This is a genomic window from Mycobacterium liflandii (genome assembly GCF_022354805.1).
Taxonomy (GTDB): Bacteria; Actinomycetota; Actinomycetes; order Mycobacteriales; family Mycobacteriaceae; genus Mycobacterium; species Mycobacterium marinum.
Genome location: NZ_CP023138.1, coordinates 5,446,942 through 5,468,107, shown reverse-complemented (window position 1 = coordinate 5,468,107; position 21,166 = coordinate 5,446,942). Strand labels below are relative to the sequence as shown.

Annotated in this window: 14 protein-coding genes and 3 pseudogenes; 10 read left to right on the top strand and 7 right to left on the bottom strand. The window is 66.1% G+C overall.

Features of this window, described 5'->3' with window-relative positions; all coding sequences use genetic code 11:
- Positions 1–69: 69 nt before the first annotated feature.
- Positions 70–1,268: pseudogene (locus CKW46_RS24250) on the top strand (PE family protein); the annotation flags it as partial.
- A 56-nt stretch (positions 1,269–1,324) separates the two neighbouring features.
- Here the strand turns inward: CKW46_RS24250 and coaA are convergent.
- Positions 1,325–2,263 carry a type I pantothenate kinase gene (gene coaA / locus CKW46_RS24245; RefSeq protein ID WP_015356911.1) on the bottom strand — a complete coding sequence of 313 codons (939 nt, stop codon included), beginning with the start codon at positions 2,261–2,263 and terminating at the stop codon, positions 1,325–1,327.
- A gap of 161 nt (positions 2,264–2,424) precedes the next feature.
- Here coaA and glyA point away from each other — a divergent pair, with 161 nt between their 5' ends.
- The 5 genes from glyA to CKW46_RS24220 all read left to right on the top strand — a co-directional run bounded on the left by glyA (position 2,425) and on the right by CKW46_RS24220 (position 8,653).
- Positions 2,425–3,705: a serine hydroxymethyltransferase gene (gene glyA / locus CKW46_RS24240; protein WP_038580547.1), complete on the top strand. Its 1,281-nt coding sequence runs from the start codon at positions 2,425–2,427 to the stop codon at positions 3,703–3,705.
- Between the two features lie 56 nt (positions 3,706–3,761).
- Entirely contained in the window at positions 3,762–4,589 is an 828-nt protein-coding gene (locus CKW46_RS24235; protein WP_117437065.1) for an acyl-ACP desaturase, read from the top strand.
- A gap of 314 nt (positions 4,590–4,903) precedes the next feature.
- Positions 4,904–6,205: an RNA 5'-3' helicase PhoH2 gene (gene phoH2 / locus CKW46_RS24230; protein ID WP_012395935.1), complete on the top strand. Its 1,302-nt coding sequence runs from the start codon at positions 4,904–4,906 to the stop codon at positions 6,203–6,205.
- A 71-nt stretch (positions 6,206–6,276) separates the two neighbouring features.
- Positions 6,277–7,152, top strand: a complete 876-nt coding sequence (locus CKW46_RS24225; protein ID WP_015356908.1) for a polysaccharide deacetylase family protein — start codon at positions 6,277–6,279, stop codon at positions 7,150–7,152.
- 52 nt (positions 7,153–7,204) lie between these two features.
- Complete coding sequence (locus CKW46_RS24220; RefSeq protein ID WP_051045886.1) at positions 7,205–8,653, top strand: adenylate/guanylate cyclase domain-containing protein; 1,449 nt, start codon at positions 7,205–7,207, stop codon at positions 8,651–8,653.
- Positions 8,654–8,682: 29 nt separating this feature from the next.
- Here CKW46_RS24220 and CKW46_RS24215 read toward each other — a convergent pair whose 3' ends face one another.
- The 3 genes from CKW46_RS24215 to glpX form a co-directional block, all read right to left on the bottom strand.
- On the bottom strand, positions 8,683–9,663 hold the full coding sequence (locus CKW46_RS24215; RefSeq protein ID WP_482053472.1) for a hypothetical protein: 981 nt from the start codon (positions 9,661–9,663) through the stop codon (positions 8,683–8,685).
- Between the two features lie 96 nt (positions 9,664–9,759).
- Positions 9,760–11,190 carry a class II fumarate hydratase gene (locus tag CKW46_RS24210; RefSeq protein WP_482052501.1) on the bottom strand — a complete coding sequence of 477 codons (1,431 nt, stop codon included), beginning with the start codon at positions 11,188–11,190 and terminating at the stop codon, positions 9,760–9,762.
- Positions 11,191–11,227: 37 nt separating this feature from the next.
- Entirely contained in the window at positions 11,228–12,316 is a 1,089-nt protein-coding gene (glpX, locus tag CKW46_RS24205; protein WP_012395930.1) for a class II fructose-bisphosphatase, read from the bottom strand.
- 68 nt (positions 12,317–12,384) lie between these two features.
- Here glpX and CKW46_RS24200 point away from each other — a divergent pair, with 68 nt between their 5' ends.
- Positions 12,385–13,032 carry a DUF4245 domain-containing protein gene (locus CKW46_RS24200; protein WP_499018401.1) on the top strand — a complete coding sequence of 216 codons (648 nt, stop codon included), beginning with the start codon at positions 12,385–12,387 and terminating at the stop codon, positions 13,030–13,032.
- 27 nt (positions 13,033–13,059) lie between these two features.
- Positions 13,060–13,862 (top strand): annotated as a pseudogene (locus CKW46_RS24195) (dienelactone hydrolase family protein).
- Here CKW46_RS24195 and CKW46_RS24190 read toward each other — a convergent pair.
- On the bottom strand, positions 13,840–14,997 hold the full coding sequence (locus tag CKW46_RS24190) for an AI-2E family transporter (RefSeq protein WP_015356904.1): 1,158 nt from the start codon (positions 14,995–14,997) through the stop codon (positions 13,840–13,842). The pseudogene CKW46_RS24195 and the gene CKW46_RS24190 overlap by 23 nt on opposite strands.
- Positions 14,998–15,206: 209 nt before the next feature.
- On the opposite strand from CKW46_RS24190, the gene CKW46_RS24185 reads away from it, so the two are divergent.
- The gene (locus tag CKW46_RS24185; RefSeq protein WP_482052500.1) at positions 15,207–16,775 is read left to right on the top strand and encodes a carboxylesterase/lipase family protein; all 1,569 of its coding nucleotides are present in this window, start codon (positions 15,207–15,209) and stop codon (positions 16,773–16,775) included.
- Between the two features lie 275 nt (positions 16,776–17,050).
- On the opposite strand, the pseudogene CKW46_RS24180 reads toward CKW46_RS24185, so the two are convergent.
- Together CKW46_RS24180 and CKW46_RS24175 are read right to left on the bottom strand one after the other, a co-directional pair.
- Positions 17,051–18,612, bottom strand: a pseudogene (locus tag CKW46_RS24180) (PE family protein); the annotation flags it as partial.
- Between the two features lie 667 nt (positions 18,613–19,279).
- Positions 19,280–20,482, bottom strand: a complete 1,203-nt coding sequence (locus CKW46_RS24175) for an ISAs1-like element IS2404/ISMul1 family transposase (protein ID WP_482053471.1) — start codon at positions 20,480–20,482, stop codon at positions 19,280–19,282.
- A 196-nt stretch (positions 20,483–20,678) separates the two neighbouring features.
- On the opposite strand from CKW46_RS24175, the gene CKW46_RS24170 reads away from it, so the two are divergent.
- Positions 20,679–21,080, top strand: a complete 402-nt coding sequence (locus CKW46_RS24170; RefSeq protein ID WP_117435353.1) for a heme-binding protein — start codon at positions 20,679–20,681, stop codon at positions 21,078–21,080.
- Positions 21,081–21,166: the final 86 nt, after the last annotated feature.

Here is a 21,166-nt window from a genome sequence, read left to right as displayed (position 1 = left end):
GCTCGGATCGATGGGTGATCCGAGATACGATCCGGCTGTTCGGCGGGGGTAAACCTCTAGAGGACAGTGATGTCATATTTGATAGCCGCCCCAGACCTGATGGCGCATGCCACAACGGAACTGTCGAGCATCGGTTCGGCCCTCACCGCGGCCAACGCGGCCGCCGCTGTCCCGACGACGGGGGTGCTGGCCGCCGGCGCAGATGACGTCGCGGCGGCGGTGGCCTCGCTATTTGCCGGGCATGCCCAGGCCTATCAGTCACTCGGCGGGCAGGTCGCGGCGTTTCACCAGCAGTTCCTCGAGGGGTTGCGCGGAGCCAGCGGCGCCTATGCGGCCGCCGAGGCGGCCAACGTGTCGCCACTGCAGGATCTGCTGGGGTTGATCAATGCGCCTACCCAGGCGCTGTTGGGACGTCCGCTGATCGGCAACGGCACCAACGGCACCGCCGCCAATCCCAACGGAGGCGCGGCGGATTGTTGATCGGCAACGGTGGCAACGGCTGGAACAGCACCACCGGTGGGGCTGCCGGCGGTAACGGCGGTGATGCGGGGCTGCTCGGCAACGGCGGGACCGGGGGCAGCGGCGGGGCGCTGGCGCCCGGCGGCACCGGTGGTGTCGGTGGCTGGCTATATGGCAATGGCGGTGTCGGGGCGAATGGGGGCGGCGGGGGTAACGCCTTCTTGTTGGGTGCCGGCGGTGACGCCGGGGTCGGCGGAGCCGGCGGGGCGTTGTTGGGCAACGGTGGGGCCGGCGGCGCCGGCGGCAATGGCGGGGACGGTGGCGGTTATGTCACCTCCGGCAATGCTCCCCGAGGCGGCGGCAATGGCGGCGAGACGGGCGACGGCGGCCTGGGCGGCTCCGCCGGCATGTGGGGGGCTGGAGGTGCCGGTGGGGCTGCCGGTACCGGCGGCGCTGGCATCTCGGGATACCCGAACGGGTTCGGCGGCAGCGGGGGCAACGGCGGCAACGGCGGCAACGGCGGCGGTGGTGGCACCGGTGGCTGGTTATACGGCGACGGCGGTGCGGGCGGGGCCGGCGGTAGCGGCGGCCCAGGCGGAACGACTCACGACCAATACATTGGCGGCGATGGGGGTGACGGCGGTGATGGCGGCGCCGGCGGCGACGCCCAGCACATCGGCAATGGCGGCGCCGGCGGTGAGCGCGGCGCGGCCGGCACCGGCGGGTCCGGCTTTGCCGACGGGTCGGCGGGCAGCGGCGGTGCCGGAGGCACCGGCGGGTCACTGTGGGGTGCGAATGGGGCGAGCGGCCTTTAAGTCAGGCCCCGGGCTGACTCGGCGCCGGATCAACCTAGCGGCGCCGCGGCCTACAGTTTGCGTAGCCGCAGCCGCTTGATGGAGTGGTCGGCATCCTTGCGCAGCACCAATGTTGCCCGCGGCCGAGTCGGCAGGATGTTTTCAACGAGGTTGGGTCGGTTGATCGTTCGCCAGATCTCGCGCGCGGCGACCACAGCTTCCGGGTCGGGCAGCGCCGAGTAGTGGTGGAAGTGTGACTCCGGGTTGGCAAACGCGGTGCTGCGCATGGCCAGGAACCGCGACACGTACCACTGCTCGATGTCTTCGATTCGGGCGTCCACATACAGCGAGAAATCGAACAGATCCGACACCATCAGCGTCGGGCCCGTCTGAAGTACGTTGAGTCCCTCCAAGATCAAGATGTCGGGATGGCGGACGACTTGTTTGGCTCCGGGGATGATGTTGTAGTGCAGGTGTGAATACACCGGTGCGCAGGCATAGTCGGACCCGGACTTCACCGACGTGACGAACCGCATCAGCGCCCTGCGGTTGTAGCTTTCTGGAAAGCCCTTGCGGTGCATCAGATTTCGTCGCTCCAACTCGGCGTTGGGGTAGAGAAATCCGTCTGTGGTGACCAGGTCCACCCGGGGATGGTGATCCCAGCGCGCCAAGAGGGCCTGAAGCACGCGGGCGGTGGTCGACTTGCCGACTGCCACGCTGCCGGCCACGCCGATGATGAACGGCACCGGCCGGTCAGGGTTCTGCTGTGACTCACCCAGGAATTCCGCGGTAGCGGCGAACAGTCGTTGACGGGCCGCGACCTGAAGATGAAGCAACCGGGCCAGGGGCAGGAAGACCTCTTCGACCTCGAGCAGGTCGATCTGTTCCCCGAGGCCGCGCAGGCCGATCAGTTCGGCTTCGGTGAGAGCCAGCGGTGTCGACATTCGCAGCGCGCGCCACTGCCTTCGGTCGAACTCCACATAGGGGCTCGGCTCGCTAAGCCGTGACATGGCATAAGTCTTACAGGGGCGAGGGCATGCTTGTCGCCTGGGGCCAGCGGTACTGGGAGATCGGGCCCGCAACGGCACCACTGGATACACTGGCGGCCGTGACTGCCGCACCTGACGCTCGCACTTCCGCCCCAAAATCCGCGCCGAGAAATGCTTCTGTGATGGAGGCTCCGCTCGCTGAGGTCGACCCCGACATCGCAGCGCTGCTGGGCAAGGAACTCGGTAGGCAGCGGGACACGCTGGAGATGATCGCCTCGGAGAACTTCGTCCCGCGAGCGGTATTGCAGGCCCAGGGCAGTGTCTTGACCAACAAGTACGCCGAGGGCCTGCCGGGCCGGCGTTACTACGGCGGTTGCGAGCACGTCGATGTGGTGGAAAACATTGCCCGCGACCGGGCTAAGGCGCTGTTCGGCGCCGATTTCGCCAACGTGCAGCCGCATTCGGGCGCCCAGGCCAACGCCGCGGTGTTGCATGCGCTCATGTCGCCGGGGGAGCGGCTGCTGGGGCTGGATCTGGCCAATGGGGGCCACCTGACCCACGGCATGCGGCTGAACTTCTCCGGCAAGTTGTACGAGAACGGCTTCTACGGCGTCGACCCGACGACGCACCTGATCGACATGGACGCGGTGCGGGCCAAGGCGCTTGAGTTCCGTCCGAAGGTGATCATCGCCGGCTGGTCGGCCTATCCCCGGGTGCTCGACTTCGCGGCCTTCCGCTCCATCGCCGATGAGGTTGGCGCCCAGTTGTTTGTCGACATGGCCCACTTCGCCGGGCTGGTGGCTGCCGGATTGCATCCGTCCCCGGTGCCGCATGCGGATGTGGTTTCCACCACAATTCACAAGACGCTCGGTGGCGGCCGGTCGGGCATGATCCTGGGCAAGCAGGAATTCGCCAAGGCCATCAATTCGGCGGTTTTCCCTGGCCAGCAGGGCGGTCCGCTCATGCATGTCATCGCGGGCAAGGCGGTGGCACTCAAGATCGCCGGCACGCCCGAATTCGCCGATCGGCAGCGGCGCACGCTGGCGGGTGCCCGGATTGTCGCCGATCGGCTGATGGCTTCCGACGTCGCCAAGGCGGGGGTCTCGGTGGTCAGCGGCGGCACCGACGTACACCTGGTACTGGTCGATTTGCGTGATTCCCCGCTCGATGGCCAGGCGGCCGAAGACCTGCTGCACGAGGCGGGAATCACGGTCAACCGCAACGCTGTCCCCAACGATCCGCGGCCACCGATGGTGACCTCGGGCTTGCGGATCGGGACTCCCGCATTGGCCACCCGCGGGTTCGGCGATGCCGAATTCAGTGAGGTCGCCGACGTGATCGCGGGCGCCCTCGCGGCCGGGCGCTCGGCCGATGTGGCCGCGCTGCGGGCCAGGGTAACCCGTCTGGCCAGGGACTTTCCCCTTTATGAGGGCCTCGAGGAGTGGAATCTCGTAGATCGCTGACGGCGACACGGGGGGTCGATTTTAATTATCCTGTGTATGAGGGTTACAGTTACCGCATGGCACAGAAACCTGTCGCTAATGCGCTGACCCTCGAACTTGAGCCCGTGGTCGAACAGAACATGGCTCGCCACCTCGACACCGAGGACATTTGGTTCGCCCACGACTTCGTCCCCTTCGACCAGGGCGAGAACTTCGCCTTCCTCGGTGGACGTGACTGGGATCCCTCCCAGACGACGCTGCCCAGGCTGATCACCGATGCCTGCGAGATCCTGTTGATCCTCAAGGACAACCTGGCCGGCCGTCACCGCGAACTCGTCGAGCACTTCATTCTCGAGGACTGGTGGGGTCGTTGGCTGGGTAGATGGACCGCTGAGGAGCACCTGCACGCCATCGCTCTGCGCGACTACCTGGTGGTGACTCGCGAGGTCGACCCGGTCCTCAACGAAGACGTCCGCGTCCAGTACGTGATGAAGGGGTACCGGGCCGAGAAGTACACGCAGGTCGAAACTCTCGTGTACATGGCCTTCTACGAGCGCTCCCTGGTCGCCTTCTGCCGCAACCTGGCTGCCCAGATCGAGGAACCCGTCCTGGCCGGCATGATCGACCGGATCGGCCGTGACGAAGCGCGTCACGAGTTGTTCTTTGCCAATCTTGTGGACCACTGCCTGGCCACCCGCCGCGACGAGACGATCGCCGCGATTGCCGCCCGGGCCGGCGATCTGCAGGCCCCCGGTGCCGACATCGACGCCTACCAGGACAAACTGCGCGACGTTGCCGAGGCCGCAATCTTTGGCGCGGACCAGCTCAAGCAGGTTGTTTCGGGCCGCATCACCGAATGGGGATTGGCTGAGGAGCCTGCGCTCAAGCAGTTCGTGACGGGCTAGATCGACTTCGACAAAACGATGCACTGCGCCTGGCGCAGTGCATCGTTTTCGTCTGTTGGGCTTGACCGCTCAGCTCCTGCGCGGCGCGACCGCGCGGTCCGTCGTCGTCAAGGTGTGCTTGCCTCGGCGCGCCTGTCCTGCGTGGGTGTGCTCACCGGAGTAGCGTCGCAGGTGATGGTCAGCGACTTGCTCAGCTGCCAGGGCGGCACCTTCCGTCACTACAACGGCAGGACCGGCCCCGGTCCTGGTGCCGCGGCCCGCGTCGACACGCTCGTGCGGGTCCGCCCGAGCGGCAATCGCTCGAGGAGCGCTCTGTGACCGATATTCGGACTTACGTGCTGGACACCTCCGTGTTGCTGTCCGACCCCTGGGCCTGCAGCCGGTTCGCCGAGCACGAAGTGGTGGTTCCACTGGTGGTAATCAGTGAGCTCGAAGCCAAGCGGCATCACCATGAGTTGGGTTGGTTCGCCCGGCAGGCATTGCGGTTGTTCGACGACCTTCGACTGGAACACGGGCGGCTGGATCAGCCCATTCCGGTTGGTAAACAAGGTGGTTCGTTGCACGTCGAGCTCAACCACACCGACCCTTCGGTGCTGCCCGCGGGATTCCGTACCGACAGCAACGACTCTCGCATCTTGAGTTGCGCGGCCAACCTTGCCGCCGAGGGCAGACGAGTTACGTTGGTCAGCAAGGACATTCCGCTTCGAGTCAAGGCCGCTGCGGTGGGCTTGGCGGCTGACGAGTACCACGCGCAGGACGTCGTAGCCTCCGGCTGGTCCGGGATGCACGAAATCGAAACGGCTGCAGGGGATATCGATGCCCTATTCGCCGACGGAGAGATCGACCTGGCCGAAGCCCGCGATCTGCCCTGCCACACCGGGGTCCGGCTGCTGGGCGGAAGTTCACATGCGCTGGGCCGGGTCACCGCGGCCAAACGTGTGCAGCTAGTCCGCGGTGACCGCGAGGTTTTCGGTTTGCGGGGTCGCTCGGCCGAACAGCGGGTAGCGCTGGACCTGCTGCTCGACGAGTCGGTGGGCATCGTGTCGATGGGCGGCAAAGCCGGGACCGGAAAGTCGGCGCTGGCGCTGTGTGCCGGCCTGGAAGCGGTGCTCGAGCGCCGCACTCACCGCAAGGTGGTCGTTTTCCGCCCGCTCTATGCGGTGGGCGGCCAGGAGCTGGGCTACCTACCCGGCAGCGAGAGCGACAAGATGGGGCCATGGGCCCAAGCCGTCTTCGACACGCTCGAAGGTTTGGCCAGCCCGGCGGTGCTCGAGGAGGTTCTCTCCCGGGGCATGCTCGAGGTGCTGCCGCTCACCCACATCCGGGGCCGCTCGTTGCATGACTCGTTCGTCATCGTCGACGAAGCCCAATCGCTGGAACGCAACGTGCTCTTGACCGTGCTGTCGCGGCTGGGTACCGGGTCCCGGGTGGTGTTGACGCACGACATCGCGCAGCGCGACAACCTGCGAGTCGGCCGCCACGACGGCATTGTCGCGGTGATCGAGAAACTCAAGGGACATCCGCTGTTTGCGCACATCACGCTGCTGCGTAGTGAACGGTCCCCGATCGCCGCGCTGGTCACCGAGATGCTCGAAGAGATCGCCGGGCCGCACTGATCGGCCCCTGACCAGGCCGCGAGACCCCGCGATGGCGGGATCGGGTGCCTAGCGCCAGGTAGGCTGCCAAGGTGCGCAAACGACCCGACAACCAGGCCTGGCGGTATTGGCGCATGGTCGTCGGGGTCGTTGCGGCGGTGGCCGTGCTGGTGATCGGCAGCCTGACCGGCCATGTCACGCGTGCCGATGACCAGAGTTGCGCGGTGGTCAAATGTGTCGCGCTGACCTTCGATGACGGTCCAAGCCCGTTCACGGATCGTCTGCTGCAAATCCTGAAGGACAACGACGCCAAGGCCACGTTCTTCCTGATCGGCAACAAGGTGGCGGCCAACCCCGCGGCAGCGAAACGCATCGCCGAAGCGGGCATGGAGATCGGCAGCCACACCTGGGAACACCCCAACATGACGACCATCCCCGAAGCGGACATCGCCGGCCAGTTTTCCCGGGCCAACGACGCGATCAAAGCCGCGACGGGTCGCACACCCACGCTCTATCGTCCCGCCGGGGGACTGTCCAACGCGGCGGTGCGCCAGACCGCCGCAAAATACGGCCAAGCCGAAATCCTCTGGGATGTCATCCCCTTCGACTGGGCCAACGACTCCAACACCGCGGCCACGCGCTACATGCTGATGAGGCAGATCAAGCCGGGTTCGGTGGTGTTGTTTCATGACACCTACTCGAGCACCGTCGACCTGGTCTACCAGTTCATTCCGGTGCTCAAGGCAAATGGCTATCGCCTGGTGACGGTCAGCGAGCTGCTCGGGCCGCGGGCGCCCGGCAGCAGCTACGGCAGCCGGGACAACGGCCCGCCCGTCGACGAACTGCGCGACATTCCGCCCAGCGACATCCCGCCGTTGCCCAACACCCCGTCGCCCAAACCCATGCCGAACTTCCCGATCACCGACATAGCGGGTCAGAACTCAGGCGGGCCCAATAACGGTGCCTAGCACCAGCGCTTCGGCAGGCCAAGCGCAGCCGAAGACCGCCCGCAGGCTTTTACTGCAATACGCGTTCGACCTCGCCCTGGCCTACTTCATCGCCGTCGTTGATGCATCGGCGATCTTGATCCCACTGCGCGGTCACACCTACGTCGACTTCGCCCAACGAAACCTGCCGGTGGTGTCGGTCCTGGTGGTGCTGGGGATCATCAGCGTCGCGGTTGCCGGAGCACTGACCCTGGCCCCCACCCTGCAGTGGTTCGTCCCGGGGCACCCGCCCACCAAGGCGCAGCGAGAAGCCGCGCTGCGGCTCGGTGGTCGCCAGTCGCTGATCCTGGTCGGAGCCTGGGCCGCATCCGGGGCAGTCCTGATGCTGCTCAACCACGCGGACGGCACCAAGATCCTGCTGCCGATTCTGCTCGGTGTGGTGCTGGGGGGACCCGCCGCCGCGGGCACCGGCATGCTGCTGGCGCAACGCACCCTGCGGCCCATCGTGGGGGTGGCCACCCGGGGCGGCCAGCCGCGACTGGCGGTCCCCGGCGTGTTCGCCCGGCTGGTCCTGCTCTGGTTCCTGTGCAGCGCCTTGCCCATCGGGGTCATCGGGACCTTCATCGTGTTGCGGTCCTACGGGTGGGTCATTGAACAGTCCGCGTCGCTGGATGTGCCGATCCTGGTCGTATCGTTGGCCGCCCTGCTGCTCGGGCTGCCGACGATGATCCTGACCTCGCGATCCATCTCCGATCCACTCGATGAGATCGTCGACGCCATGGGGCAGGTCGAGCACGGCCACATCGGCACCTACGTCGGTTCCTACGAGCGCTCCCAAATTGGGCGCCTGCAAACGGGGTTCAACCGCATGGTGGCCGGCCTGGAAGAGCGGGAACGCCTCCGGGACCTGTTCGGCCGCCATGTCGGCACCGATGTCGCACGCCGCGCCCTCGAAGAGGGCTCCGGGTCGCCGGGCGAAGTGGTGGAGGCGGCGGTTCTCTACATCGACCTGGTGGGCTCCACGCAGCTGGCCGAAAACCGCCCGCCGCAAGAGGTAGCCGAAGTGCTCAACGACTTCTTCCGGATAGTCGTCGACGCCGTCGATGAGCATCAGGGGCTGATCAACAAATTCGAAGGTGACGCTGCGCTGGCCGTCTTCGGAGCGCCGCTGCGAACCGGTGATCCGGCGTCGGCCGCGCTGGCGACGGCGCGCGCGTTGGGCACCCAGCTGCGTGGCCTACCGGCGGTGGATTTCGGTGTCGGTGTTTCGGCGGGGCGGGTTTTTGCCGGCAACATCGGTGCGGAAAACCGCTACGAATACACGGTCATCGGCGACGCGGTCAATGAGGCCGCACGGCTGGCCGACCTCGCCAAGACCTCCGAGCGGCGGATTCTGTGTTCGGCGGCGGCGCTTGACCGCGCCCATGAGGCCGAGTGCCGTCGCTGGATCCAGTGCTATTCCACGGTGCTGCGCGGCCGCTCCGAAGCCACGCACGTCTGTGCCCCGGCCGAGGCCGGCTAGCGCGGGTTCGGCTCGGTACTTGTCGGTTTTCAGGACTTGTCGACCTTGAGTGCCGCAATGACCTTGCTGATCGTGGCCGCCGAGGCGGCATCGCTGATGGGTGTGGCGCCCAGGAAGATGGTGACCGGTTTGGTGTCGACGGCGATGATGACCACGGAGTCACCCTTGACGTTGCGTGAGGTGTCGGCGATCGTGATGTCGGCGTCAACTCGAGCCGCCTTGACCCCGTCGACGGTGGTCGACGACTTCTTGGTGGGGCCCAGGGTGGGCGACGACTGCACGTAGCCGGGGCCGTCGACCACACATTGCATCAGCTTCGATGCCTGCTTGCTGACATCCATGCTGGCCACGAAGTTGGTGACGGCGACCTCGGCCTGCATCATCCACTGGCTGGCGTCGGGTACCTCCTGGCCGACCCCCAACGCTCCAATCAGGTTGGGGCTCTGATCGTCGCCGAATACCGACCAGCCCGGTGCCGCGCTGATCGGGAACGACAACTTGCCGGCACTGATGATCTCCCCGAGTGGCCGCTCACCGGCGGACACGTTGGGGGTGCAGCCGGTCGCGTTCTGCTCGGAGTTGTCCGGCTCCGAAGTCGAAGCGCCGCTGGTCGCGGGGGTGCCCGAGGGGCCGGCGTTGTTCGATTTGTTGCCGCCGAGCGTAAAGACCAGCACCACTACCAGCGCCAGTACGCCCAGCACGGCGACACCGGCGATGATCAGCCACGGTGCCTTCGAGCCCGGTCCTTTCGGCGGCGGTCCGGGTGAGTACGGCCCGGTCGGCCAGCCGGGGCCGGTGCCATACGGCTGACCGGCCTGGGGGAATTGCTGGGGTGGATAGGTGCCCGGCCCGTAGGAAGGCGCACCGCCCTGCGGGTTGGTGTACGGCCCGGTCGGTGGGTACGGGTATTGGCCGCCGGCCTGGGGCTGGCCGTACCCGTAGGGGGCCTGACCATACGGGTTGTAGCCGGCCGGATCCTGGCCATAGGGCCCACCGGGAGGAGTCATCATACGCCTAACCATCCTCGTTTCCTTGAACCGCCTCGGTTGAGGGGGTCGCGCAACCGCGCGGGCGTAGCCAGTCGCCCGGCACGGACCTAGGTCGGCCTAGTCGTCGGTCGCTTCGACCTTGGCCATCGCAAGCACGTCGAGACGGCGGTCGAGTTCCTCGAGCGAGAGCTTGTCGCTGATCAAGCCGCGATCGATGACGGTCTGGCGGATCGTCTTGCGTTCCTTGAGCGCTTGCTTGGCGACCGCGGCCGCCTCCTCGTAGCCGATCGCCGAGTTCAGCGGTGTCACGATCGACGGTGAGGACTCCGCGAGTTCACGCAGGTGCTCGGCGTTGGCGGTCAACCCGGCAATGCAGCGCTGCGCGAACAGCTTTGAGACGTTGGTCAGCAACGTGAATGACTCGAGGATGTTGCGGGCCATCATCGGGATGTAGACGTTGAGCTCGAAGGCGCCATTGGCGCCGCCCCAGGCCACCGCCGCGTCGTTGCCGATCACCTGCGCCGCGACCTGCGTAACAGCCTCGGGGAGAACCGGATTCACCTTGCCCGGCATGATGGAGCTGCCGGGCTGCAGGTCCGGCAGCTGGATCTCGGCCAAACCGGTCAACGGACCGGAGCCCATCCAGCGGATGTCGTTGGCAATCTTGGTCAGCGACACCGCGATGGTGCGCAGCGCCCCGGAGGCCTCGACCAATCCGTCCCGTGCGGCTTGGGCTTCGAAAGAGTTCGCCGCCGTTCGCAATTGGGGCAGCCCGGTCTGGGACACCAGCACCGACACCACCTTGACGCCGAAGCCCTCGGGGGCGTTGAGTCCGGTACCGACCGCGGTACCGCCGATGGCCAGTTCGCCGAGTCGGGGCAACGTGGCGCGGACGCGCTCGATGCCGGCCTCGATCTGGCGGGCATACCCGCTGAACTCCTGGCCCAGCGTGACCGGAACCGCGTCCATCAAGTGGGTCCGGCCCGACTTGACCACCGACTGCCACTCGAGAGCCTTCGTGGCCAGGGCGTCCTGCAAGATCTCCAGGGCGGGGATGAGGTGGCTGACGGCGGCCTCGGTGGCCGCGATGTGAGTGGCGGTTGGGAAGGTGTCGTTCGACGACTGCGACATGTTGACGTCGTCGTTGGGGTGTACCGCCACGCCATTGGCGCCGGCGATGCTGGCGATCACCTCGTTGGTGTTCATGTTGGAGCTGGTGCCCGAGCCGGTCTGGAAGACATCGATCGGGAACTGGTCGTCGTGTTGGCCGTCGGCGATCTCGGCGGCGGCAGCGATGATCGCTTGGGCCTTCTCCGGTGCCAGCAGCCCGAGGTCCATGTTCACCTGCGCGCAAGCGCCCTTGAGCAGGCCCAAGGCGCGGATCTGGGCGCGCGCGAGACCGCGGCCCGAGATGGGGAAGTTTTCCACCGCCCGCTGGGTTTGGGCGCGCCATAGTGCCTTTGCCGGCACCCGGACCTCGCCCATGGTGTCGTGCTCGATGCGGTATTCGGTGTCGTTGTCGGCATCGTCGTGGGCGCTGTGGGCCATTGGCGGGTCCTTGCTGGTCGGGTTTGCGGGAAGGGTGTTACGGCAGGGGATAGGCGGCGGTGCTGTCGCCGGTGAAGTCGATCGCCGAGTATTCGTTGAGTTTGGAAAGTCGGTGGTAGGCCTCGATCATCCGCACGGTGCCCGACTTGGACCGCATCACGATCGACTGCGTGGTGCAGCCGCCCGGGTAGTAGCGAACACCCTTGAGCAGGTCACCGTCGGTGACCCCGGTGGCACAGAAGAAGACGTTTTCCCCGGACACCAAGTCCTCGGTGGTCAGCACCTGATCGAGGTCGTAGCCGGCGTCGAGCGCCTTGCGGCGCTCGGCCTCGTCCTTGGGGGCCAGTTGCGCCTGGATGGCTCCGCCCATGCAGCGAATCGCGGCGGCGGCGATGATGCCCTCCGGCGTGCCGCCGATCCCGGCCAGCATGTCGGTGCCCGATTCCGGTCGACATGCCGAGATGGCGCCGGCGACGTCGCCATCGGTGATCAGCCGGATCCGGGCGCCGGTGGCCCGAACGTCTTCGATCAACTGGGCGTGTCGTGGCCGGTCCAGGATGCATACCGTCATGTCCCGCGCCGACAATGCCTTGACCCGGGCCACCGCCCGAACGTTCTCGGCAATGGGTGCGGTGATGTCGAGCACGTGCGCGGCCTCGGGGCCGACGGCGATCTTGTTCATGTAGAACACCGCCGACGGATCGAACATCGCACCGCGATCGGCTACCGCCAGCACCGAGATGGCGTTGGGCATGCCCTTGCTCATCAGTGTGGTGCCATCAATCGGGTCGACAGCGAAGTCGCACTCTGGCCCGTCGCCATTTCCGACGTCTTCGCCATTGTACAACATCGGGGCGTCGTCTTTCTCGCCCTCGCCGATGACCACGACGCCACGCATCGACACCGAGTTCACCAGCTCGCGAATCGCGTCGACAGCGGCGGCGTCGCCACCCTCCTTGTCGCCGCGCCCCACCCAGCGGCCCGCGGCCATGGCACCGGCCTCGGTGACTCGCACGAGTTCCATCGCCAGGTTGCGGTCGGGGGCTTCGCCACGTGGCGGCCGTGGCAGCGATGGGTCGCGCCCCGCGACCGCGGTTGGCGACGAACCGGATCCCTGAGCTGTCATGGTTGGTGATTGTCCCAGAAGCAGATCACCGGGCTGGAGCTGGGATACTGGCCTGCGATACTGGCCAGGTGACTGGTGAGCCGCAGCCGGGCCCGAAGCCGGCCAAACCACGGTTGCTGCAGGATGGGCGCGACATGTTCTGGTCGCTTGCCCCGCTGGTGGTTGGCTGCATCCTGCTGGCAGGCCTGGTAGGGATGTGTTCCTTCCAACCGGGCGCGACCAATCGAGGAAATGTCCCGTCCTACGACGCCGCGGCGGCTCTGAAGGCCGACGCGGCCGCCCTGGGATTCCCGATTCGGCTGCCAGTCCTGCCGGATGGATGGAAAGCCAACTCGGGCGGTCGTGGCGGCATCGAGAATGGGCGCACCGATCCGGCTAACGGTCAGCTGCTGCGCGCGACCACCTCGAAGGTGGGATACATCAGCCCATCGGGGATGTACCTGAGCCTGACCCAGAGCAATACCGACGAGGACAAACTGGTCCGATCGATCCATCCGGACATGTATCCGACTGGCACCGTGGATGTGGTCGACACCAGCTGGGTTGTCTACGAAGGCACCGATAGCAACGGCTCCACCGAGCCGGTGTGGACCACCCGGCTTACCAGCCCGCAGGGTCCCGCCCAGGTCGCAATCACCGGCGCCGGAAGCGCCGACGAATTCCGTACGCTGGCGCTGGCTACGCAATCGCAGGCGCTGCTGCCGACCAAGAATTAGCCGGCAAGCCGGCAGAAGGGACTGATCGTGAGCGGACCCGAAGCGGACTTGGCCGGATGGTCGGCGGCACCGTTCACCGGCGGCGGCTACACCCACGACGTCTTTCGCAAAGGCTCAGGCCCCGGAGTGGTGCTGATCCCGGAGATGCCGGGCATCCATCCCGGCGTGCTGGCGCTGGGAAACCACCTGGTGGACAACGGATTCACGGTGGCCATTCCGTCGTTGTTCGGCAAGCCGGGCAAGGCGGTGTCGATCGGTTATGTGGCGCTCGAAATCTCCCGCGGATGTGTGGCCAAGGAGTTCGCGGCGATGGCCACCAACAAGGAGCGCGGCCGGTATCGATCTTTCTGCGCGCGCTGGCGCGTGATCTCAACGCGTCCACACCGGGCAAGGGGGTGGGGGTGATCGGGCAATGCTTCACCGGCGGTTTTGCGTTGGCCGCCGCCGTCGATGACAGCGTGCTCGCCCCGGTGCTCAGTCAGCCGTCGGTGCCGCTGCCGCTGACGTCCGCGCAGCGCAGTGACCCCGGGCTAAGTGAGTCCGAGCTCCAGGTGGTCGCCGATCGTTGTGCGAATGAGGGGCTGTGCGCCATCGGTTTGCGCTTCAGCGAGGACAAGACGGCGCCGCGTGAGCGGTTCAGTACGCTCAAGGCGCGTTTGGGTGACGCGTTTGAGGTGATCGAGATCGATTCCGGCCCGGGCAACCCGGACGGCTTTGGCCGGATGGCGCATTCGGTACTCACCGAAGAGGTTCGTGAGGTGGATGGCCATCCGGCGTATGAGGCCCGTAAGCGCGTGGTCGAGTTCCTCACTGAGCGGTTGAGTCAGTAGCCGCGTTTGCCGGCGCATTCCCGGTTCTGCGGGGCAACCAGTTGCGGCGGGCGGGCTTGGCGCTGCGGTCCTTGAGTTCGACGCCCTTGTACACGGCCAGATAGACGTCGATCGTGGTGACGATGAGGATCATCAGCACCGGACCGATGATGATCCCCCACGGGCCGAACATGCCGATGCCGGCGAATACCGACGTCAGCATGAGCGCCGAATTGAGCCGGGCATCGCGTGGAACCAGAATCGGTCGCAAGAAGTTGTCGATATTGGTGACCACCAGCAAGTGCCACAAGACGACGAACGCGCCGCCGCCGATATTGCCATAGAACGCCATCCCGATACCGAATGGAATTGTCACGATTCCGCCGCCGAGCGGAATGATGGACATTGCGGTGAGCAGGATCGCGAAAATGAAGAACCCGTGGTGAAATCCGGCGACGTAGATGGACGCGGCACCGGCAACGCCTTGACACAGCGCGATGACGAACTGACCGATCACGGTGCCGCGCACCATCGAGCCCATCTTGCGCAAGTACAAATCTGTGACTTCTTCACCCAGCGGGTTGAGCTGACCGATCAGTGTCCGCAGTTTCTCGCGGTTGAGCAGCAGTGCCATGAACACGTACAGAAAGATGATTCCCGAGGTAACCGCGCCGGCCAGGCTGCCGGCCGCATTCTGCAGAAAGTGCAGCAGCCACTGGCCGACGTTTTGAGCCACCGAGATCATCATTTTGCGCAGTGCCTCCGCCGTCACGGTGACATGCAAGAACGGCACTCGGGCCAGGAGCTCATTGACCAGCTGCAGGGCCTTGTCGCCGAGACTGCTCAGGTCGGTTGTCTTGACCCAGCCGGCAATGTTCTCCACCATCCGGGCAATCTGGACGACCGCCAGGCCGACCAGCAGCCCAACCGGGACGATGACCACCACCAATGCCGTCAACAGGGTGAGGGTCGCCGACAGGCCCGCGTTCAGCCGCTTGTTGAACCAATTGAACAGCGGTGTGAACAGATATGCGCCGACGGCGGCCACCACAATCAGCACGAAATAGCTGCGCAGGAAGTAGGCGCCGAACAGCAGGGCGGCCAGCGTGACAATCGCCAGAGCGCGTTTCTGACTGAGCGTGAATTCGGTGTTCACTGGACCGGGGCCCGCCCTCCGCGTCGGTGTTGAGCGCAACCTTAGCCGCAGACAGTGTTGTTGTTCGGGCGCTTGTCCCGTGCGCCCTGAGCACTCCGGTGCCATTGACCGCTGGGTGTGGCCCTTTCGGCAGCTGTGCGATTGCCAGTCGTTAACCTGAGCCAAGGGGAACAGGAGTTTTCACAATTATGACCAGTGACATCAGACGAATGGCGAGTGACGGCTATGTGGTCGAAACCGCCTACGGGCCGGTCCGGGGCGCCGAAGACGGCATTGCAGCGGCCGGTAGCGGGGTTCGGACTAAATCGTGGAAGGGCATCCGGTATGGAGCGCCGCCCGTGGGCGAGCTGCGGTTCCGGGCCCCACAGCCACCCCAACCATGGACCGAGATCGCCGATGCCACCGCTTTCGGGCCGGTCTGCCCTCAGCCGGTGCTGGCCAACATGCCCATCGACCTCGGCGCGCCGCAGGACGAAGACTGTCTACGGCTGAACATCTGGGCGCCAGCGAACACCGCACCCGGTGCCGCGAAACCGGTGATGGTGTGGCTGCACGGTGGCGCATACATGCTGGGCTCGGCAAGTCAGGCCCTCTATGACGGCCGGAGGTTGGCCAGCAGCGGTGAGGTCATCGTGGTGACGGTGAACTATCGGCTCGGTGCTCTGGGCTTCCTGGACCTGTCGTCGTTGAGCCATGCCGGACGGAGTTTTGATTCCAACGTCGGGCTGCGTGATGTGCTGGCTACATTGCATTGGGTACGCGAGAACATCGCGGCGTTCGGCGGCGATCCCGCCAACATCACGCTGTTCGGTGAATCCGCCGGTGCGGGGCTGGTGACGACGCTGCTGGTGACCCCGGCGGCTCGGGGCTTGTTCTCCCGCGCGATCGCCCAAAGCTCGCCGGCTACCTCGGTATACGACCGGGAAAGGGCGCAGCGTGTCGCGGTGCACCTGCTCGACAAGCTGGGAATCGCCGCCAGCGACGTGGACAAACTGACGCAGCTGCCCACCGCGGCGATCGTTGCCGCCTCGACAGAAGTATTCAACGAAGTGCCGGTGCGTAACCCCGGCACGTTGGCGTTCGTCCCGATCGTCGACGGCGATGTGCTCACCGACTATCCGGTGAAGGTCGCTCAGGAGGGCCGCTCGCACCCGGTCCCATTGCTGATCGGCACCAACAAGCATGAAGCCGCGCTGTTCCGGCTGATGCGATCGCCGCTGATGCCGATCACGCCGCGCGCGATCACGTCCATGTTCACCCAGATCGCCGCCGAGCAGCCCGACCTGCAATTGCCGACCGAAGAGGAGATCGGGCTGGCCTATTCCCGGCTGCGGCGCAGGGCCAGGCCGCTCAGCATCGCCACCGACGTCGGCTTTCGGATGCCATCGGTATGGCTGGCCGAGGGCCACAGCAGGGTGGCGCCGGTGTACTTGTACCGCTTCGACTACTCCACGCCGCTGCTGAAGCTGTTGCTGGTCCGGGCTGCTCACGCGACCGAGCTGCCCTACGTCTGGGGCAATCTCGGGGGACCGCAGGACCCCACCTTGCGACTCGGTGGCGCGAAAACCGCCAAGGCCGTCTCCAAGAGGATGCGGACCCGGTGGATCAACTTTGCTACCCAGGACAATCCCGCGGGCCCCGCCGGTGAACCGGACTGGCCGGCTTACCAGGACGGCGACCGCGTTTGCCTGGTCATCGACAAGTCCGACAGGGTTGCGCGCGATATCGACGCACCCATTCGCGCCGCCTGGGGCCGGGAGGTCGTGGGTTTCCGGTAGGCGGACCATGGGGTGTCTGTTTCACGTTCGTCACAGGTGGGCAGACGACGAAGGCGGGACGCTGCTCCGTTCTTTGCCGCGCGGTGTGCGCAATGCGGGCCGAAGACACCCAATGCGGCGTCACAAATCTTGACGTGGTGGTGACGGTCGGCGTGCCGGTTGTCCTCTCGGGCGCCGCGCGGCTGCCGCGCGAGCGGGACCGGTCGAGCCATCGCTGGACGGTCGGACTGGTGATGTCGAGGTGTCGTGCGGGGTCCCCGTGTCGTTCGCTACCCGTTCAACCCATGCTGGCCGATCAGTGAACCCCCGGATCCCCCCACACCCGGGCCACCCGGTTGGGTGCCGGTGCCGCCGCTGCCGCCATTGCCGCCGTTGCCGATCACCCATGCATCGCCACCTTTGCCCCCGTCGCCGCCGGTGCCACCGGCGACCGAGGTGATCCCGCCGGCGCCACCGTTACCGCCGTTGCCGATCAGCCCAGCATGTCCTCCGGCTCCACCGGTCCCGCCCTGACCAGGCACGCTGAAGCCGCCCCAGCCGCCGGTGCCGCCGGCACCGCCATTGCCGAGCAGGATGCCCGCGTTGCCGCCGCCCCCTCCCTGGCCACCGTGGAGACCCGCGGCGCCACCGTCGCCCCCGTTGTCCCCCCGGTCCTACTAGCGGGCCGGCTCGGCCGCCGGCGCCGCCTGCCCCGCCGTTGTCGTGGCCAACCCCGCCGTCGCCACCGTTACCGCCGGCGCCCAGCAGGCCGCCGGCGCCGCCCGCGCCGCCCGCGCCGCCATCCGGCCGGTTGCCCGTTGCCGCCGTCACCACCGAAGCCACCGGATCCATAGAGCAAGCCGCCACGACCGCCTGCTCTACCGGCTGCGCCATTGGTGCCGCCGGTTCCGCCGTCGCCGCCGGAGCCGCCGTCGCCGAACAGCCCGCCCGAGCCACCCGCTCCACCCAGGCCCCCCTGGTGGCCGCCGTTGCCGCCATTGCCGCCGAGCCCGCCGGATCCGTAGAGCGTGCCGCCGCTTCCGCCGGTGCCTCCGGTTCCGCCGATGGCGTCATCGGCTTGCCCGCCATCACCACCGGCGCCGCCCGCGCCCAGTAGTCCACCGGTCCCACCGGGACCACCCGTGCCGCCGACCTGGTGCGCGCTGACGCCTCCAACCCCGCCTTTGCCGCCCGAATCCAAGAAGCCGCCCGCGCCGCCTGCCCCGCCGCTGCCGCCGTTGCCGTCCAAGGAGCCCCCGCCGGTGCCGCCGTTGCCGCCGTTGCCGAACAGGCCGCCGGCTCCGCCTGCTCCGCCGTTGCCGCCCGCACCCCCAGGCAGCCCGAAGCTGCCCACACCACCGGCACCACCGGCGCCCAACAATCCTGCGGCGCCACCGTTGCCGCCGTTGGTGCCCGCAGCGCCGGAGCCCCCGGACCCGCCGTTGCCGATCAATAGTCCACCCGGCCCGCCGTCTTGGCCGGTTCCCGGTGCTCCGTTGGTGCCATTGCCGATCAGCGGGCGGCCAATCAATGCCTGGGTGGGGGCGTTGATGATGTCGAGCAGTTGCTGCCCGGCATTGGCGGCTTCGGCGCTGGCATACCGATCGGCGCCAGCAGCCAACGCTTGTACGAATCGCGCATGAACATCCGCGGCTCGAGTGCTCAGCGCTTGATATGCCTGGCCGTACGCGCGAAAACCTGCGGCGATGGCCACCGACACCTCGTCATCGGCTGCAGCCAGGAGCCCCGTGGTCGGAACTGCCGCAGCTGCGTTGGCCGCAACGAGTGTCGTCCTGAGCGAGGACAGGTGGGTAGCGGTGGCAGCGAGCAACTCGGGCTCAGCGATCACAAACGACACCGGGCGCCTCCCATGCGGAACAACCAGAAATGACGGCCGGAAAAGACACCGCATCTTGTTGCTTCCTACTATGAATTTCTCCTATGCCAAGCCGCTACCGGTTGGCAAGTGGTTTGACGGATTTTGTCGGTCGATGTGCCGATGACCGAAGACGGTGTTGGCAAGGCGGCGTGCGAGACAGGGCCGCCGAGGCGAATCCGGGTGACCGCGATGCGGCGCAGGCCGATGTTGAGTTGGGTACGGGTAATTCGGACCGGGCCGGGGGCGCTGGCTGACGATACCGGCACCGAGCTACCCGGCATGCCGGGCAACAGCGGCCTCGCTTTTGCAGGCGATACCAATGTCGTTACCTGGACCATCCCCTCGGGGCCTGGTCGACCAGAACTTGTCGACCTGTGTCCGTAGACGTCGTGGATTGATGCGTTTCCGCCGGCGCTGATGACTACGGTTTGGTCACGGTCCGTGTCACGATTCGATAAGAACCGATCCGTCTTTTCCGAGACTTTCAGGCTTCGCGCGTCACTCTGGTCGCTTGCTTCGCACAGTCACCACGCTTGCCCGGCAGATCACCGGGAAGCGGTCGAATGAGCGAACCCGGTCACCGACCTGGGCCAAATTCCTCCGCTACCTTGGATCCCGGGTATTCGCAGGGCTCCGGCGTTGTTGATTAGCAGGCTTGTGAGCTGGGGAATTGTGGATTGAGGAGGTCTAGGCGGCGGTTGGCGGTCAAAGCGGTGATCCGGCAGGCTTCGGTGATGTTGTCGGCGCCGTTGAGGCGGTGCAGATTGATCGCGGTGTTGCGTAGCGTTGCTAGGACCTGTGCGCCGTTTCCGGTATGTGCCCTTTGACGGTCTTCGTCGAAGGTGACGTCGCGTATCCAGTGCAGGCTGTTCTCGATTCCCCAGTGTTGACGCATCCAGGTCATGATCGCGGTAGGGCGGGCGTGCTCGAACGGCAGGCTGCAGATGGCATAGACCACCTCCACGCTGCGCTGGTCGGTGGCGGTGATCAAGCGTTCACGAGTGATCCGGATGATTTGTTTTGCGTAGGGGAAGCCGATTCCTCGTGCAGCGGTGATGATTTGCAGGGTGCGGGTCTCGACACGGCCGTGGCCGCGGGAGTCGTCGGTAGCGGCTGTGGGCACCTCGGCCCAGGGCAGCGCGGTGATACGCGCAAGTATTTTGGCTTGGTTGGACTTGACGATCATCAGGTAGTGCGACTTCAAGGTGGCGCAGATCAACTTCGCGGTGACGACCTGGGTATGCATCGCATCCACGGTGACCAGCCACCGCAAGCTACCCGGCAGCAGCGTGAGCAGGGCACGTACGCAGGGAATTTCATTGCTTTTCTCGGCGACAGCGAGTTGACTGAGCACCAATCGGGCACGGTGGGCGAACACCGACACGAGATGCGTGGCTGTCGCTTTGGCGCGTAAAGCACCACGCAGCATCTTGCCGTCCAACGCGATCGGCACCAATCCACTGGGGTCGCTGCTGGCCACGTGTGCAGTGAAGTAACTGCCCATCCTGGCGTTGAGGTCGGCGGGGTCTAGCCGAGACAAAACAGCGCGGAAGGTCTTCTCACTGGGCCGCCGGAACCGGACCCCTAATTGGGCCAACACATCATCGGGAGCGGTGGCCGCCCATGTGGCAAAACCAGCATAGCCGCGCATCCCCGCGGCAGTGGCCAGAACCGCGATCGCCAACAAAGCCATCAGCGAATACCTCCGACCGCGTGGGTCCCTCGGGTCTGGCACCGAGGCCAACACATCGAGAAACTCCGATCCGATGAGCTCACTGCGCTCACCAGGACTCCAGCGGTCGAACACCTCTGGAACCGACGACACAGGCAATACTGAAACGGTAGGCACGGGCAACTCCAGACCAACGACGAACAGTAACCAACTCGATCGTTCTCCAGATAGCCCGTGCCTACACTCCGGCCCCAATAGCGCGGCACCAAAGATCATCAACCCAGCTCACAAGCCTGCTAATCAACAACGCCGGAGCCCTGCGGGTATTCGGGAACCTTCAACGATTGATTCGCCAATCCGAAGGAATCAAGTGATGAAGAAAATCATCGGTATTGGTGCGCGCCGGCAAGTGGTGTCCATCAGTGCGGGTTGCCTCCTCGGGGAACTGGCCATCGGATTCCTGGGTGCGCCCCAAGCGGCCGCAGCCGCTGACTGCAGTCCGCAAGGCGTGTCTGCCACCGTGTCGTCGGTGACCGCTTCGGCGCGTCAATATTTGGCGGCCCACGAAGGTGCCAACCAGATAGTCATGGCTGCCTATGGGCAACCGTATGCACCAGCAGCTGCCAGCTTGCGCAGCTATTTCACGGCGCATCCGCAGGAGTACCAGGACCTGCGTGCCATTCTGGCGCCAATCGCTGATACCGAGCGCCAGTGCGATGTGGCGGCGCTGCCGCCGGATCTCGAGTCGGCCTACCACGAATTCATGGCTGGTTGATCCGGGTGCTCAACGATGGCAGGTGCCCCTCCGCTCGGAGAGCACCTGCCATCATCCCGGCGCCACGTTTCTCGGCGCACAGCCCC